The following is a 16,342-nucleotide window of genomic DNA, read 5'->3' as shown; positions in this document are numbered from 1 at the left end:
TGGTGTATCATTGATTAAAACTTAACTCGTGATACAGCGTGAAATGAAAAGAAATGCTATTAAGAAAAGACCATTGTCCGATACGACTTTGGCAAATTTAGAACCCGAAGACACAGATTATCGTGAACGTGATACAGGCGGATTGTATTTTCTAGTGCAAAAGACAGGGAAGAAGTCTTGGCAACTACGTTATAAAAATGAAAAAGGCAATGATTCATGGAAAGGGCTTGGTGGATATCCAAGTGTCAGTGGCGCAGCAGCAAGGCGTAAGGCTAGTGAGCTATCTGAAAAATTAGCTAATGGGGAAGTTTTAGAAACAAGAAAACACATCAAACAGCAGCAACAACAGATTGAGGGGCAAAAGTTTAGTATCTTAATGGCTGAGTGGTTAGATACTAGAAAATCCGCATGGGGCGCAGTAACTTTTGATAAGGCACAAAAATCTATTAATCGTCATATCATCCCTAAATTTGGTGAACGTAATTTTACTGAAATTACCCCTAAAGAATGGTTTGATTTTTTTCAAGGTTTGCAGCGTGGATTAAACATCCACACCCAAGTTGAAAAATTAACATCTTATTGCCGTAATGCTTATGATTGGGCGAAATTCCAAGCAAAGATCAACTATAACCCAATTGATGGGATGACCAAGCATTTAGATAAAAATGATGGGGGGAATATGAAGTTTGTCGAAATAGATGAATTGCCCCAATTAATTACAGATATACGTAATCATCATCAACGTAAATTGGCGATTGGTTTGGAACTAATGGCTTTATTATTCCCACGCCCCGTAGAGCTACGTTTTGCGACTTGGGATCAATTTAATTTTGAAAAAGCAATTTGGATTAAGCCTGCCGATATTATGAAAAAAGGCATTGCCCATGCTGTACCTTTACCTAAGCAAGCCATCACATTATTAAAAGAATTAGAGCAATATCGGACGGAATCTGATTTATTGTTTGTAGGTCGTAATAGCCTAAATAAGCCTATATCGGACAACACCTTTAATATGGCATTAAATCGTATGGGTTATAAAGGGCGACAAAACCCACATGGTTTTAGACATATTGCAAGTACCGCCTTGAACAATCAATTTAGTGATAAAGAGCAAGTGGTTGAAGCATGTTTAGCCCATATGAAAAAAGGTGTAAAAGGTGCGTATGATAAAGGGTCACACCTTGAAGAACGAGTTGGGATGATGGAATGGTGGGCAGACTATATTGATAATTTAGTAAAAGAATAAGGAAACAAGAAATAGTGATTGCTTAATGTAAAAATATTAAAGTAATCACAATACTAAACCCTTAAAAGCAAAGAAATTGATATAGTATGGTGGATTTGAAACATTTAGGGAATCGTGGGTAAGTATGCAGATACAAAGCTTTAGTCTAAAAAATATTGGGCGATTCCAAGACCTAAGCGTGTCTTTAGCACCTACGCAACGCTATCCATCCAATATCACGGTTTTTATTGGCAATAATGGTAGTGGTAAAACGTCACTATTAAAGTCGGTAGCAACGGCATTGACTTGGTTTGTAGCCCGTTTAAAACATGACAAGTCTAATGGTACGCCGATCCCTGAAAGCGTGATTTTAAATACAGCCAATGCAGCAGCAGTCGAAATCATTGTTAATGATAAAAACCTGCAACAACAAAGCCAAGCCTATACATGGCGTATAACGAAAAACCGCACGGCGAGAAAAGCTGAATTTACTACGCATTTAACGGAGCTAAATCAACTAACCGACCACTATAAACAATGGCTTGGGGAAGATGATCAAAGTAGTCTACCACTAATTGCATTTTATCCCGTAGAACGCAGTGTAATTGACATTCCATTAAAGATACGGGAAAAGCATCAATTTTTGCAGATTAATGGTTATGACAATGCTTTAGATAATGCTGTAGATTTTAGGCGTTTTTTTGAGTGGTTTAGAGATAGGGAAGATGTGGAGAATGAAAATTTTAAAAATATGGTACAAGCCTATAAAGAAGCGTCTATTGAAGTAGTTCATCGTGCATATATGTATGAAGATGATCAACTTAATGCGGTTCGTAGAGCAATTGAAGAGTTTATGCCAACTTTCAGAAATTTGCGGGTACAGCGTAAACCACGTTTGCATATGTCAGTTGATAAAAATGACAAAACATTAAATGTTAACCAATTATCACAAGGTGAAAAATCATTAATGGCTTTGGTTGGTGATATTGCACGCCGTTTGGCTATGATGAACCCGAGCTTAGAGAATCCTTTACATGGTAAAGGTATTATTTTAATTGATGAAATTGATATGCACTTGCATCCACAATGGCAACGATCAATCATACAACGCTTACAAACAACTTTCCCAAATTGCCAATTTATCTTAACTACACATTCGCCATTGGTTATCTCTGATACCCAAAACATTTTAGTGTATGACTTAGATGGACAAGATATTACCGCTTTACCATCATTATATGGGCAAGATGCCAACACGGTATTATTGCAATATATGGATACCAACTACCGTAATCCTAAAGTTGCTGAACAAATCATACAAGCAATGGATGCAATCCAAAACAACCAGTTGGAACAGGCAAGTCAGTTAATTGAAACTTTGAAATCTGAACTTGGTAGTGATCAGCTAGATGTAATGCGACTTGTGGCTATGTTGAAAAAAAGAACCATAGCCAAGCAGGGGAAATAGGTTGCAACAGATTAATAAGGGGTCTGAACCGACTGAATTAACCGAATATAAACGTAAAAACCCAACGCATAGATATGATGATTTAGGGGATGATCCTGAACAAATACGCCTAGCAATTAGACAGGCATGTTTGGCTGAACAAGCTTATTTATGTGCTTATTGTTGTCGGCAAGTTGGGGTAAAAGACCATGATTGTATGAATGAGCATATCTTGCCAAGACAGGGTTATCCACAATTTAGCTTTGCTTTTAATAATATTGTGGCAAGTTGTACGACTAAAGGCTGTTGTGATGATGCAAAAGAAAATCAAGAAATCGCCATTAGTCCATTGTCACCACGTTGTAAAACGGAGTTTAATTTTAATCTTAGTGGCACGGTCACAGGCTTAACTGATGATGCCAAACAAACCATTGATGTACTAAGATTAGGCGATAGCTTGCAGCAAAATCAAAAGTTGGTCGATATGCGTAAACAAGCGATTGCTAACTTTTTATTTACCCAAAGCATCAATATAGATGACTTGATTGAGGATGATGAGCTATTAACCTTATTGATTGATGACTTGCATCAAGTATCCGATGGTAAATTACAACCATTTGCCCCCGTCATTAGTAAAGCCTTGCAAAATTGGGTTGATGGCAATAAATAAGTCACTTAATTTTTTTGTGGATTATTCGACAACGCAACAATCATATCCCGAATCACTTTTTTATGGGACGGCGGTAGGGCTAAAAAAGCATCTGCAATGTTTTTATCTTTATAACCAATGTCTTGTTGCCAACGAGCTTCTCGTTGGGCAATCGCTTTTTTAATATCTTTTTCAAAAGCTAATTCTTCTGGTGATACATCTAACCATTGAGCAAGTGTAAGCAACTTATCACTTGACGGCATAGACATCCCTAATAGCCACTTCCTAACACCGTAAAGCGTTACAGGTTTGCCATTATGACGCAAGTTAAATTCCCGCTCTAAAATAGACGGTTTAGCATCGTAGCCTTTAGCCTGCATTGCTATAATGAGGCGTTGCGCAAAAAGCGTTTTTTCATTGTTCATTTTTGGATAATAAAAAAAACTGACTTTTAGTTAGGTGACTTTATCAATAGTCAATAGACTATGATTTTTGTCATGTTTTTAATTAGACTTTTAGTCAATTTTTACTTAACTAAAGACTAGGACTTTAATGTTTTGTGGAGTTATTGGACAAAGCAACAATCATATCCCGAATCACTTTTTTATGTGCTGGCGGTAGTGCTATAAAAGCTTCAAATACTTCCTTGTCCCTATAACCAATATCTTGCTGCCAACGGGCATCCCGTTGTGCAATTGCTTTTTGGATGTCTTTTTCAAAGGCTAATTCTTCAGGTGGTACATCTAGCCATTTAGCAAGTGTAAGCAATTTGTCACCTGATGGAATAGATTCCCCGATGAGCCATTTGCGTACCCCGTGTAATGTCATGGGTCTGCCTGAATAGTTCAAATTGAACTCTCTTTCTAAAATAGAAGCCTTAGCTTCATAACCTTTGGCTTGCATGGCTTTGATTAATCGACTTGCAAATAAGGTTTTTTCATCATCATTCTTCATTACCTAAAAATAATTAGCTTAACTAATAGTTACGTAATATTTGATTTTAATTACGCAAATTATTAAACTTTAGTTACGTACTTTACTTAACTTTTTAAACCTAACAACAAGGTATCAATAGGTTTATAAGGTGAGTAAGTAATAAATGATGACTTTATAATGGTGTAATTATGCTAAAAAAATTGTTGTATTGGGGCTTAATGACAACATCTCTATATTTTGTATGGGGATGTAGTGAATCTAAAAGTGAACAGGCAGTAGGTGCAACAACAGCACAAGAACAAGCTGAAGAAGCAGTGGCTGCGGCAGCCGAAGCTGATCCATTAGCAGGTGCAGATGCATTAGCAGATGATAGTGCGGTTGATGAAAATTTAGGATATGAGGATCAAGGTACAGCCAATCCAATAAAGCAAATTTTAGAGGGAGAACCTGTAGAGGTTTCCTTTAATATGAATGAGTTCAATACAAAAGTTTATGGAAAGCTAGCATATAATGTAGTCATTCAGTCTAAAGTAGATGATGTTACGATCAATGATATTATTATTAATCGTGGTAATAATTGTGGCATCGGTGAATATGATCACAATAATAAATTACCTGCTAATTTGAAATTTGGACAAGTAGTTGAGCTTGCAATAAATTGTGATGCAAATTTTGCAAAAGAAATTGAAGTGAAGACGGACTATGGGAATTACCAATTTAACACGACACGGCGTTAAAATAATTTAATTAAAAAGCTTGTTCCACAAGGGATGAGCTTTATTTTATTATGATTTAATTGAATTTTAATACTAAAAATAAAAAAATTATTGATTAATATACTTTATAAATTAATTATATGAATGATAAATTCTATTTTTCGCCATTCAAATGAAAAGTGAGATGGGAAAATCTAGTTTTGAGATAAAGGTATATTATTAAGATTATTTGACATGTGTGAAACAACGTGTCAACGGAATTTTATTTAAAAATAAATGATAGCATTTGATTTGCATTTCCTTAACGTATAGAACTCTATACACGGTAGCAGAAAAAACTTTCATAACTGAATCTGATTCAAAGTGAGAGGGATAAAGAAAAAATTAGAAATTTTTTAAACATGAGGTCTTGGTGTAATCTACTTTTTAAAATTTTATGTAAAATTATCAGAGATAGCGATTGCTTTTTGTGATTAAAAAGAGTAGAATAGTTGCCTGTTGTTAATATTAATAGTACATTTGTTGCATTTTGACATTATATAATTATAACATTTTTTAAATTCAGTATATTCAATTCTTTATATCTACTCATTTAAGTTAAGTGTTTTACCTTATACAAGATAATCATGTGTATTTTTTGATATTAATTAAAAATAATAAAATAGAACAAGGAGATAGAATGAATATAAATAAAATAAATATAGATTGGTTAGATGTAATCGTTGATATAAGTCATGATCCTAAAAAACTCTCTAAAGGTTTAAAAATTTATTTAGATGAAGATCATAACTTTGATAAAGCAAAAACATCTTATCGTTCAAAGGATATAGAGTCTAAAAATAAACATACTTTAAAAGTAAAATCTGTAAATGAAAAATTAAGGATTAGTGGTAATTTTTATAAATGGTTACATGGTCAAAATATTACAGGATGTGCCAATATTGAGGATTTGGTCTTAGATGTAGTTAAAAAGTTTGTTGAAATGGGCTTAGTAGAGCCTACAGATGAGCAATTAGATGTTCTTAAAAAATGTGATTATCGTATTTATCAATTGCATATTAAACAAGATATTACTTTTGATAATAAGAAATTGGCTTTAAATTATTTGGATCATTTAAAAACAGGTGGTTATTATCCTTATAAACCTAAAACAATATATCAAAATGGGGTTTATTTTGGTCAATCATCTAAAAGATGGGTACTAGGTTACTATCATAAAGGAAAAGAGATAGATCAAAAAAGAACGAAGAAAGATATTGTAAGTTCTGAATTAAAAGCACTTGCTGATATCACAATTAGAGCTGAGATTAAACTTTATTATAGACAACTAAAGAAATGGGATTTGAGATTTGCATATCAATGGAGTGATGTAGATGATTTAGATAAGTTTTTTAAAATACGTTTAAAGAAATTACGGCTACCAGATTTTAGTCATGTAATTAATTTATCAAAGATAACAAATAGTGCAGATAAAAAATTTTATAATTGCTTACTTAATGGAGATGTTGATATTTTATATGACAGATCAACAATCTATCGTAAGAGATTAAAATTTTTGCTAGCTTATAACATCGACATAGACAGCATTAATAATAAAAAATTAAAGGGGAATATATGCAAAAGCTAAGACTAACAAAAAATGAAGTGTGCCATATTTTATCAATCAAAGCGGACAAGTTGGCTAAACTCATACAAACAGATGTATCTTTCCCACGACCTATAAAAGAGGGTACTACTAGACAAGCAGCGGTTTACTTTGATCGTCAGGACGTGGAAAATTGGTGGGATAATAAAAAGTATCCAATGACTCTAATGCCGTGTTAATTTTTTAAAATATCTAAAAATAAGTTTAATTTAATAAAAATAGATTTATTAATATTTAAATAGCTAAATAAAAAGACAGACTATATTTGTAGAGTCTGTCAATGCAGTTTAATTTATAAATTATTTTATGTTTGTGAAATTTAAAATTTTTCTATTTTAATTTTTAATCTAATAAGTGTGGTATATTTTTATAAAGCTCAACTGATAGTTCATGATTTTGGAATTTCTTTATAGCCTTTTTCCATACACGGATTGCATTTTTATGATCACCATTATTCCAATGTATGCCTCCCATATTAAACCAAGCTAATGCATACTCTGAATTTAAAGAGATTACTTTTTTATAGGCATTAATTGATTCTTTTATTTTACCTAACTTTTCATAAGTTGATGCTAGTTGAAACCAGCTCATATCATCAGGTTGTATTTTTAATGCTTGTTCTAATAACAATGGTAGGCTTTCTTTTGGACGATTTAGAAATAATAATGCTGTTCCTAAGCAATAGCCATATTCACCTTTTGCTAGCCTATAAGCATTTTGAAAACAATATTCTGCTTCATTCCAATCATTATTATCTTGGGCCCAATGACCGAGTCTATCCCAAAGAAATGCAGCATCTTGGTTTTGAATATGTTGAATTATAGATTCAAAATGAGATTTAAAATCGGGATAAGTGAATCCGATATCTAAAGATTCTGAGCGTAAATAAAATTGATTCAGTAACCATTCTCTAATTCCATGAGGGCAATTAGAGTGTTTTTTCAGATATCTATCCCAAAATGCAATACTTAGCTTGGCATTATCAATGCTATCTCGTCCAAACAAAGCAACTTGTTTAGCACACCATAACCAAATCCAATCCCCATTATTGGATGTATTACTTAGCAGAGTATTGATCTCACGAAAAGCTGAACGACCTTCTTTTAGATTAAAAAGAGCATTTACTCTCCACCCTAAAACAGAAAATTGTTTTTCAGTAGTAGGTTCATTAAAAACTATTTCATCAAAATGTTGTAAGGCTTCTTCATATTTACCATTTTTTAAATAAAAGTTACCTAATGCAAAGTTAGCTTCTGGAAGTTGCTTATTGTAAGAGATCGACTTCTTATAACAAGTTACTGCTTCAGATTGATTTCCAATATTTTCATAACTTGAGCCAAGATTTTTATAACACATGGCTAGCAATTGGCTATCTCTCTCTTCCAAGTCATCAATGGATTTTTTATATGCAATGATTGCATCTTCATTAAGATCTAATACAGAGTATCCATTTCCAATTGAATATATAAGGCTTCCAGAACTAAATTGTTTAGTTTCTATTTTAGACTCTAGATAGATAATTCCTTTTTTAATTCTATCAATATTAACTTCTTTTTGTGCCATTCCAATATTAATTTCAGCCATATAGCAATACATAAGTGCATTATGATTTGATGGAAAAAGTGCTAAAAATCTATCAAATGCATCACTTATTATTTTATCTTCACCACTATTATAAAGGGTTAAAAGTAAAGAGGCTGCACGATCTTGATCTTCAGGAATATGTAGATCAAAAGGTATAGTTCTAATTGTATTTACCATCTCACTAGGAGAAGTAATAATTTGTTTAATTCTACTATTTCTTACTGAGTTTGAATTAGCTTTTGCTAGCTTTGCTAAGGATTGTAATTTTGTAATAGTAAGCAAGTCAGTGAAATTTACAGTAATTGTTTGTTGAGTCGTCCATTGTTGTTTAGAATGTTCATATTGGCGTAATACAGTGTCTGCATAACAGAATTTCAGGGTATTTGTTGGAATATGATAACAGACAAAGAATGAATGTCGTTGAGAAATTAGATAGTTCAGATTAGTTCTGTTTATATCAATACTGATAGAACCATCTTTATTCAAGGCTTTTTTAGTGCCTTTTAGTTGAACATGGATTCTAACATTTGTAGCATGTTCATCATCTACTACTTCTAATTGACAGTCTGTACCATAATCCTGTGTATCCTTTAGTTGGATCATGAAACATTCAGATTCATGTATGATTTTTTCAAAAGCGGCTACAGCTTTGCTCTCTATAATATGATTTGGATGCCGTTTAGGTAAATCATCTAAATATTTCATGCCACGACCTATTTTGGTTATGATAAAAGATAAGTTCAATATAGAATTAAGTTCATTTTAAATATTACTTGTTCTACATTTTATTGATCTCCATTACAACAATTTTTACTTTTCCATCCTGAGCAGACCGATTATTTGCAATTAACATTTCTTGTAATTCTTTAGAAGTATTGGGAACGGGCTTTCCTCGGCCAAACGATCTAAGCTTTTTATTATCCTCTCTTTTTCCAAACCATAGCACTAAATAAATACCTCTACCTTCAGCTCTCCAGTCAGTGGTATATAATTTATCAAGTTGTTGATCAGCCCCAGTCCAAAGGTCAGGATGCCACTGGCCTTTTATCTCGATTGGCAGGCGAAGATTACCTACAGCACAAGTGATATCAACTTCTTTATCATTTGCTACATGCGCTTCAGGTTCATATGTGATTGTATTATCACCTTGACGAAGCAAACCAATTAGATGGTCACGGCATCGTTCCTCATAAAAAGGCTTACCTTGATCATTGAAGAATCCACGCCAAGATTCAGCATCATCACTTTTAACTTTTGCCTGAACAATATCTAACTCTTCCAATACAAAAGCTTGTAAATCAATAATTGTTTGAGGAAGTTGGTCATTAATCATTGCTTTAATTGATTGAAGAGTAGGAACAGAATAGAAACTTTCAGCTCGCATTTGTTTTTGTTCAAATAGCATTGTTTTGATTACATCAGTGTAATCATCAGGGGATGAGTCTTTAAGTTTCTGAAGTGCATCACAGGCTTGATCACTATGATTTTTTGCTAATTGTTGAATAATGCTGATTATAAATTCGGAAGCATCCCATGCATTTCTATCACCGCCTGAAACACCAATTGGATGAGCAACATTAGGATAAAGTTTTCGGAAAGTTGAAATAATCCATTTAAATAATTTAATATTTAATGCAACATATGATTTATTTTTTCTATATTTTCCTCCAATACGATCTCTAAGATTCCATATTAAATTTGGATCAATAGATTGAGATTTCAACTCTTCCATTGTGTGATCAAAATCAACGATAAGATTGATGGCTACCCAATTTAGTTGCTGTTCTTTATTTGCTACGATTTTACGAGTTAGAATTAGTTCACGTATAGCATCAAATTGCCCTGTTTGAACTAAACAATCTAAAAGTTCAGTTTCAATATTGATAGGCATGCCTGGATAGTTTTTTAGCCATTTTTTGGCTAATTCAATACTAATATCAGTGGTTTCAGCCATTCTCATTATTCGGGCTAATCCATCTATATGTTCGCATCGAGCTTGAAACTGAGGTTCATAAAAAGTCTCTAAAGCTTCTAATAATATTCCTCTTTGTTGAATTTCATTTTCAATATTCTCAAAAATATTTGGTATGCCAGCATGTGTGTCGTAACGGATATGGAGTAATGTATAATATCCAGCTAGCAATCTTTCATTAGAGAGATCGGTTAAACCTATGTCTTTTCTAATACGCTCTGCCAAAGCAACAATTAGAATATAACTAGCTTCATAAAATTTTCTTTGGGGTAAAATATTTGCAATATCTTGTGCAGTAGTTTGTGGTGGATCTAGCATTAGAAATGCTTCGAAACCATCCATACATATTTCAGAAATATCATCTCCTATCCAATCTGCAATGCGAAGATGGGCGGGAGTTTCTTTACTGATATCTGAAAATAATTTTAAATACACTTTTGCAGGTTTGAGAATTACCCCATACTCACCTTGGCGCAATCGCTCAATATTTTGAAGATAAAATAATCTTTGCTCAGACCTTGAAGCTAATTTTTTTTCTTCATTTTGTTTTTTTCGTTCAATATCTTGAATTTCCCAATCAGCTAATTTTCTGATTCCTATTTGATCTAGCCAATCACGGGCATTTTGATCATTAACAGTAAAAGGCAGAGCTGCTTCTCGTACATCTTTCCCAATTCCGTTGTCATGGTGAGTTAATTGAACAAGTTCTTTCCATCTGCAATCATTTCGATCTTCTTTATGTAATCCTTTAAGTAATGAGATGATATCTTCTGATGTGATGGAGAGGCCTGTTGAGCAATAATATAGTAAATGATTCTTTTGCCATATATTTTTTTCACCAGGTCGTTTGAGTAAAACAAGATATTGAATAGCCAATCTCAAACTCTGATTTTTTCTAAAGAATTCTGCTAATTTTTTAATATATTCATCATGATATCCAAAAGTATTGTGGAATGGTTCAAGCCAATTCAAAAGTTTTTCTGCTGAAATATCATAATTTTCTAAAAATCTTAATATTAAGTGGCATGCAAAATTTTTAGCTTCATTCTTAATTTCTGAATCACTAGAGATAGCCATCATTTCAATTCGAGAAACAAAAAAGTTTAGGACATTTTCGATTTGTTCTTTAGGTAAATTTTGTTGTAAGTACCATAGTGGTCCAACAATATGATCACTCATTTCTAAGTGAGATATTGCTAGATTAGCTATTAACTCATCATGGGCTTTATCATAACCAGTATCTTCCAAGAGTTCTATTGCCAATCTGATAGATGATTCATCTCCTAACTTGGAAAGATAAAGATAAATATTATGCCAATCGATAACTTGTTTCTGGATAGCTAAAGCTTCACCAGCAGATTTACGAATTGCAAATTCTATGTTTGGATCGTTAACAAGTTGTTTGAGTAATTCGATGAAATCATTCGGGAGTTGATTTTTCTTAATAACATCAACTAGAAAAACTCTAAAACTAAAGGGAGTTTTAGGCTGACCTATAATATTTTGGATTAGTGATAATAATGTTGGTGTTGTAAATGCCCGAATGTAGTATGTATCCTTATTGTGAAAATTATAAAATCGAGGGTTGTTTTCAGCTAAAAGATAAATACTATCTAGTAAAATTTTGGCTTGATCTATAGTTAAGTTGTCTACATCTCCATATTCAAGAATACCAATAGGATCTTTTTTAATAATTTCTGAAGTTAGAGCAGGATCATTCATTAGCCATGAATGTAAACCACGTAAGTTAGTTGGTACAAATTCATAACTATGGAAGAAAGATAAAAGACGTTTACGCTTTCGATCTGTATTTGCTTGTTTTATTAGCCATTTTGCTCCTAAGAACTCTCCAATTCGGCGGTGAAGGTAGCTGAAACGCTCTATTCCATTAGATCGGAAAAGACGTGAACCTAAAATAAGTTCAATTTCTTCAGTATCAGGAAGTAATTTAACCTCGCTTATAGGTAATTCACCATCAATTATATTTGCAATCGCTTTTCGAGAAATTGCTTCATTACCTGTTAAAATTAAACTTGCAAATGCAGCTCCTGCGGCATCTAGTGCAATTTCACTTGGCAGTTGACTCTTTGCTTTAAATTCTGAATGTTCTATTCTTAATAGCTCAATAGCTTGTTCAAATAATTTAGTTAGTGTTTCAGGCAGTTTTTCTTTTTTTGCAACCGTAGCGATCAAATTAAGTGTCTGAGGATTGCTTAATAAGTCACTAAGTCCTCTAATTGTAAAATGATCTATGATTTCCTGAGTTTGTTGATTATTGAACATTAATCCTAGAAATTCACTCATATCCTCTTGAGTAAAAGATTCCAAATGGAGTTCTAATGGTTCTTCAGAGTATTGCTCTCGTATAGTTTCTAAACTGGTTGCACTTCTCCAATCAGCTACACGACAGGCTAAAATAAATTTTGGATACCCTAAAATCTCAAGTTTCTGCAATACTTTATCAACACTATCTCCATCATTGCGAGAGCTTATCTCATCAAGTGCATCGATAACTAATATACTATTACTGCCAAGAAGGGTTTGAGGATTAGCCCGATTTAGTAGCTGACGTGCAGTACAATAGGCGTAATTTTCTAAATTTCCTAGCCACTCTAATAGACTAGATTTGCCCATTCCAGCTTCGCCTACAATAACTAGTGGATTTGTTTTTGTCAGTAATTCATCTTGAGTTAAAGTGATATGATTATCACTATCCTGATACCAAAAGGTTCTTTTAATCATAAATTACTCTTAGGTGTATGAGGTTATATCAGTAAGTTATAATGCTTATCCAAAAAATAAATTTATAAATACGCTAATCTCAACTTTAAATAAGATCCCTGAGTTGAATTGGCGAATGCTATCGTTTTTTATTTAGCACTATGCAAATCGTACGTGACAGAATTTTACGAGTTATGCGGTATGTTAAATGCCATAGGTCTTTTACTTTCACCTTTTGAATGTGAAAGTGATCTGTTAATTGACCAATCACTGTTTCAATCTTTGTTAGGGCTTTCATCAGTATCCGCATTGCGTTTTTAGGACTGTAATCCCTCATATTTTTTCTGAATGGGGGATGTAAATCAATACCTTGATATTGTATATCGTTTCAACTCGGGTCTTAAATATCCCTTAGTCCTTTCGCACTAAGTGTTTAATAGATTGGATAAATTTAGATACTACATATTTAGCTAAGTCAAAATGACAAAAACAATGACATATCTTTTGACATAATTACAATTAAAAATTGACTAAACTAATGATTTACAATAATAATGTTTTGACATTTTATTTGACAAAAATTTTGACAAAATGCCTGATCAAAGTAAAGCTTGGCTAGATGACACCACTTTAAGGGTAATGACCTATAAGTCAGGCTCTTTTATCTTTCAACTTGGGTTTGACCTACAACAGGTTAAACCTATGCTTGACCGTGTAAACGATGCGCAAAATAGATTTAATAAGATGCCAAGCTTGCCCCAAATCATAGACCAAGTACAAAAAAAAGTATTGGCAAGTAGTATTTATAGTACAAATACCATTGAGGGCGGTCAATTTACTGAGCAAGAGACTGAGGAAATTTTAAGGCTAGACCCTAAGACCATACAAAAGACCGAGGAACGCCGTTTAACCAATCTTAAAGAGGCAATTGATTGGATTAAGCAGTTTAGTCAAAAAAGATTACAACCTGTAGATGGGCAAAGCATATCTTTAGCATCCGTCATTAAGTTGCATAGCCTGGTATCACAAAACCTAGAAGAGCAACATAATCCCGCAGGGCAGTTTAGGAACAATCAACCTAGTCAAAAAACAGTGGTGGGTAATAGCGCACATGGTGGGACATATCGTCCACCCAAATGTATTGAGGACATTGAGTATCTTATACAAGCGTGGGCGGAATGGTTAAATAGTCCACATGTGATCAATCAACCCGCTATTGTCCGTGCATGTTTAGCACATTATTACTTTGAGTTGATCCATCCATTTTGGGATGGTAATGGACGGACAGGGCGTTTGATTGAGATGCTATTGCTTGAACAGTCGGGTTATAGATTTACATCGTCAGCAATATGGGCATACTACCAAATCAACATCTATGAGTATTTTACATTGTTTAATGCTTGTCGTAAGGTTGCTGATAAAAAAGAACCTTTACCAAACCAAGCTTTTATTGAGTTTGTATTGAAAGGGATGTTTGAGACCATCAATAACTTGCATGATCAAAGTAATAGTTTGATCAGCTTTTTGCTGTATCAAACCGCTTTGAATGATGCTAAATTTAGTAAGCGTATATCGGATAGACAGTTTAATTTGATCCAAACGATTATGCTTGTGGCAGGGCAAACGAAGAAGTTTTTAACCCAAGCTGAACTGTATCGGATACCACAAATCCAAGTTTTGTATACGGGTAAAACGGAACGTACTTTTTATCGTGATATTGCTAGATTGGTTGAGCTTAACTTTTTAGATGATCAAGATGGTTTGATTGTTGTAGGCGACTAGATTTTTAGTGCTGTGTATCATCAAAATTTGAGCAAATAAATCGTTTAATATCTTTTATTTTGTATCATAGTGTGTATCATATAAAATTATATTTTATTAAATTCATTTTTAATCAATATGTTGCAGTTTTGTTTGGTATTGGATATACCTACCAAAATATCAATAAAAAAGCTCTAAATTTCTATAACTTAGGGCTTTTTTATTGATATCACATTTGTATTTTTAAATACTCGCTTAAAAGAATAACTGGGTTGAATTGCAATTTAGAATGAGTTTCTTATACTAATTATGCTTGAACACTTTTTATCAGATATTAGAATCTTGACTAAACTTAATATTGGTGATAATTTAGTCAATAAGGGAGTCATATACTATTTAGGGTTTAAGAAAAATCTTACCTAAATGCTTAAAGATATGACAACACCTGAATAAATAGCTAACAACGAACGAGACGATTCAGATTGTTTTTAAAAATGTTCAAGGTTGTAGAAAAGCCCATTAACTGGGCTTTTTTAATGCCAATCATTTTTAAAGCAAATTTACGCTATAGTTTGTAATAAGGATTAGGATAGCGAATTGTGATGCTGATATTTATTATTATAGTGATTATTATTGGTTTGATTTTATTATTTTTTTTCGCCAAGAAAACTGATCCTACACAAGATAATTTTGATTATAGCCAGCCATATTCAACAACAACTTCTTGTGACTCATCTCAGAATAATGATTTCAGACGTTCTGATGAATGTAGTTTTAATGATGATTCGAGCTCAGACTCAAGCAGTTGTGACAGTAGTAGTAATGATTGAAAAAAAGCTTGTACCCCTTGAGGGGCAAGGGGTACAAGATAAACCGAGTTTAAGGTAGATCAAACCAAATCATTTGGCTTTCTTGAAATGCAGTAATGGTTGCAGTTTCATCGAATACTAAAGCATCACCTGCTTTAACCAAATGATCGGCGATCATCACTTCACCTGAAATCACATGCACGTAGTTCACTTTTTTTCGTGCTTTAATTTCTAAATGTTGATCTTTCTCAATGACAGCAGTTTTCACTTCCACATTTTGACGAATCGACATTGGCGCAGATGCATCACCAGCAATCAAGTGCCATTGGTTTGGATGGTCTTTTGGATTCAGCTGAATTTGCTGATAGGTTGGCTCAGCATCTTGTACATTAGGTTGAATCCAAATCTGTAATAGATGCACCGCTTTATCATGCTTGTTCATTTCACTGTGGGTGACCCCTGTTCCAGCACTCATCAACTGCCATTCACCTGCATTGATTTGACCTTCATTGCCCATGCTGTCTTTATGGGAAATGCTGCCATCAAGTACACAGGTCAAGATTTCCATGTTGTCATGGGGATGAGTACCGAAGCCATTATGTGCAGCAACCGTATCATCATTAATCACGCGAAGCGCACTGACACCCATATATTTCGGGTTATACCAGCTACCAAATGAAAAGCTATGATAGGTGTCTAACCAACCTGCTTTGACATGACCACGATTTTCACTACGATGTAGATAAGCATTCATCTTTCATCTCCCAAATTATTGTGTTTTGCTTAATGCTTATATTATCGATTCATAATGAGGATAAATAGTCTTTAATTGCGACATATTGTTCTATAAATGCAATGATTCAGTAATGGGTATTTT

12 protein-coding genes and 1 pseudogene are annotated in these 16,342 nt (G+C 33.4%); 7 read left to right on the top strand and 6 right to left on the bottom strand.

The annotated features are described in order from the left end of the window. Positions 1-43: 43 nt before the first annotated feature. From IEV17_RS02285 to IEV17_RS02275, 3 genes are all read left to right on the top strand, one after another. Positions 44-1,246, top strand: a complete 1,203-nt coding sequence (locus IEV17_RS02285; protein ID WP_004662902.1) for a tyrosine-type recombinase/integrase — start codon at positions 44-46, stop codon at positions 1,244-1,246. Between the two features lie 124 nt (positions 1,247-1,370). Then, positions 1,371-2,693 carry an AAA family ATPase gene (locus IEV17_RS02280; protein WP_004662900.1) on the top strand — a complete coding sequence of 441 codons (1,323 nt, stop codon included), beginning with the start codon at positions 1,371-1,373 and terminating at the stop codon, positions 2,691-2,693. Between the two features lies 1 nt (position 2,694). Further along, positions 2,695-3,342 (top strand): HNH endonuclease family protein, encoded by a 648-nt coding sequence (locus IEV17_RS02275; protein WP_004662899.1) that lies wholly within the window; start codon positions 2,695-2,697, stop codon positions 3,340-3,342. A 5-nt stretch (positions 3,343-3,347) separates the two neighbouring features. Here the strand turns inward: IEV17_RS02275 and IEV17_RS02270 are convergent, their stop codons facing one another. Together IEV17_RS02270 and IEV17_RS02265 are read right to left on the bottom strand one after the other, a co-directional pair. Next, on the bottom strand, positions 3,348-3,746 hold the full coding sequence (locus tag IEV17_RS02270; protein WP_004662897.1) for a hypothetical protein: 399 nt from the start codon (positions 3,744-3,746) through the stop codon (positions 3,348-3,350). A gap of 124 nt (positions 3,747-3,870) precedes the next feature. Further along, on the bottom strand, positions 3,871-4,275 hold the full coding sequence (locus tag IEV17_RS02265) for a hypothetical protein (protein WP_004662895.1): 405 nt from the start codon (positions 4,273-4,275) through the stop codon (positions 3,871-3,873). A gap of 200 nt (positions 4,276-4,475) precedes the next feature. On the opposite strand from IEV17_RS02265, the gene IEV17_RS02260 reads away from it, so the two are divergent. After that, entirely contained in the window at positions 4,476-4,994 is a 519-nt protein-coding gene (locus IEV17_RS02260) for a hypothetical protein (RefSeq protein ID WP_227554444.1), read from the top strand. A gap of 658 nt (positions 4,995-5,652) precedes the next feature. Beyond that, positions 5,653-6,600 (top strand): phage/plasmid replication protein, II/X family, encoded by a 948-nt coding sequence (locus IEV17_RS02255; protein ID WP_004662891.1) that lies wholly within the window; start codon positions 5,653-5,655, stop codon positions 6,598-6,600. 360 nt (positions 6,601-6,960) lie between these two features. Here IEV17_RS02255 and IEV17_RS02250 read toward each other — a convergent pair whose 3' ends face one another. The 3 genes and pseudogenes from IEV17_RS02250 to IEV17_RS02240 form a co-directional block, all read right to left on the bottom strand. Next, the gene (locus tag IEV17_RS02250) at positions 6,961-8,907 is read right to left on the bottom strand and encodes a tetratricopeptide repeat protein (protein ID WP_004662888.1); all 1,947 of its coding nucleotides are present in this window, start codon (positions 8,905-8,907) and stop codon (positions 6,961-6,963) included. A 73-nt stretch (positions 8,908-8,980) separates the two neighbouring features. Beyond that, positions 8,981-12,916 (bottom strand): NACHT domain-containing antiphage protein EruA, encoded by a 3,936-nt coding sequence (gene eruA, locus IEV17_RS02245; RefSeq protein ID WP_004662887.1) that lies wholly within the window; start codon positions 12,914-12,916, stop codon positions 8,981-8,983. A 118-nt stretch (positions 12,917-13,034) separates the two neighbouring features. Next, positions 13,035-13,308 (bottom strand): annotated as a pseudogene (locus IEV17_RS02240) (IS982 family transposase); the annotation flags it as partial. Positions 13,309-13,486: 178 nt separating this feature from the next. Between IEV17_RS02240 and IEV17_RS02235 the strand changes: the two are divergent. Then, a complete protein-coding gene (locus IEV17_RS02235) occupies positions 13,487-14,677 on the top strand; it encodes a Fic family protein (RefSeq protein ID WP_004662885.1) in 1,191 nt (396 codons plus the stop codon). 581 nt (positions 14,678-15,258) lie between these two features. Then, complete coding sequence (locus IEV17_RS17100; RefSeq protein WP_004662883.1) at positions 15,259-15,486, top strand: hypothetical protein; 228 nt, start codon at positions 15,259-15,261, stop codon at positions 15,484-15,486. Positions 15,487-15,535: 49 nt separating this feature from the next. Here IEV17_RS17100 and IEV17_RS02230 read toward each other — a convergent pair whose 3' ends face one another. Further along, positions 15,536-16,219: a pirin family protein gene (locus IEV17_RS02230; protein WP_004662881.1), complete on the bottom strand. Its 684-nt coding sequence runs from the start codon at positions 16,217-16,219 to the stop codon at positions 15,536-15,538. Positions 16,220-16,342 lie beyond the last annotated feature (123 nt).

The organism is Acinetobacter modestus (assembly GCF_014636095.1).
GTDB lineage: Bacteria > Pseudomonadota > Gammaproteobacteria > Pseudomonadales > Moraxellaceae > Acinetobacter > Acinetobacter modestus.
Note: the sequence above shows the minus strand (reverse complement) of the source record. Positions and strands in the feature narration are given on the sequence as shown.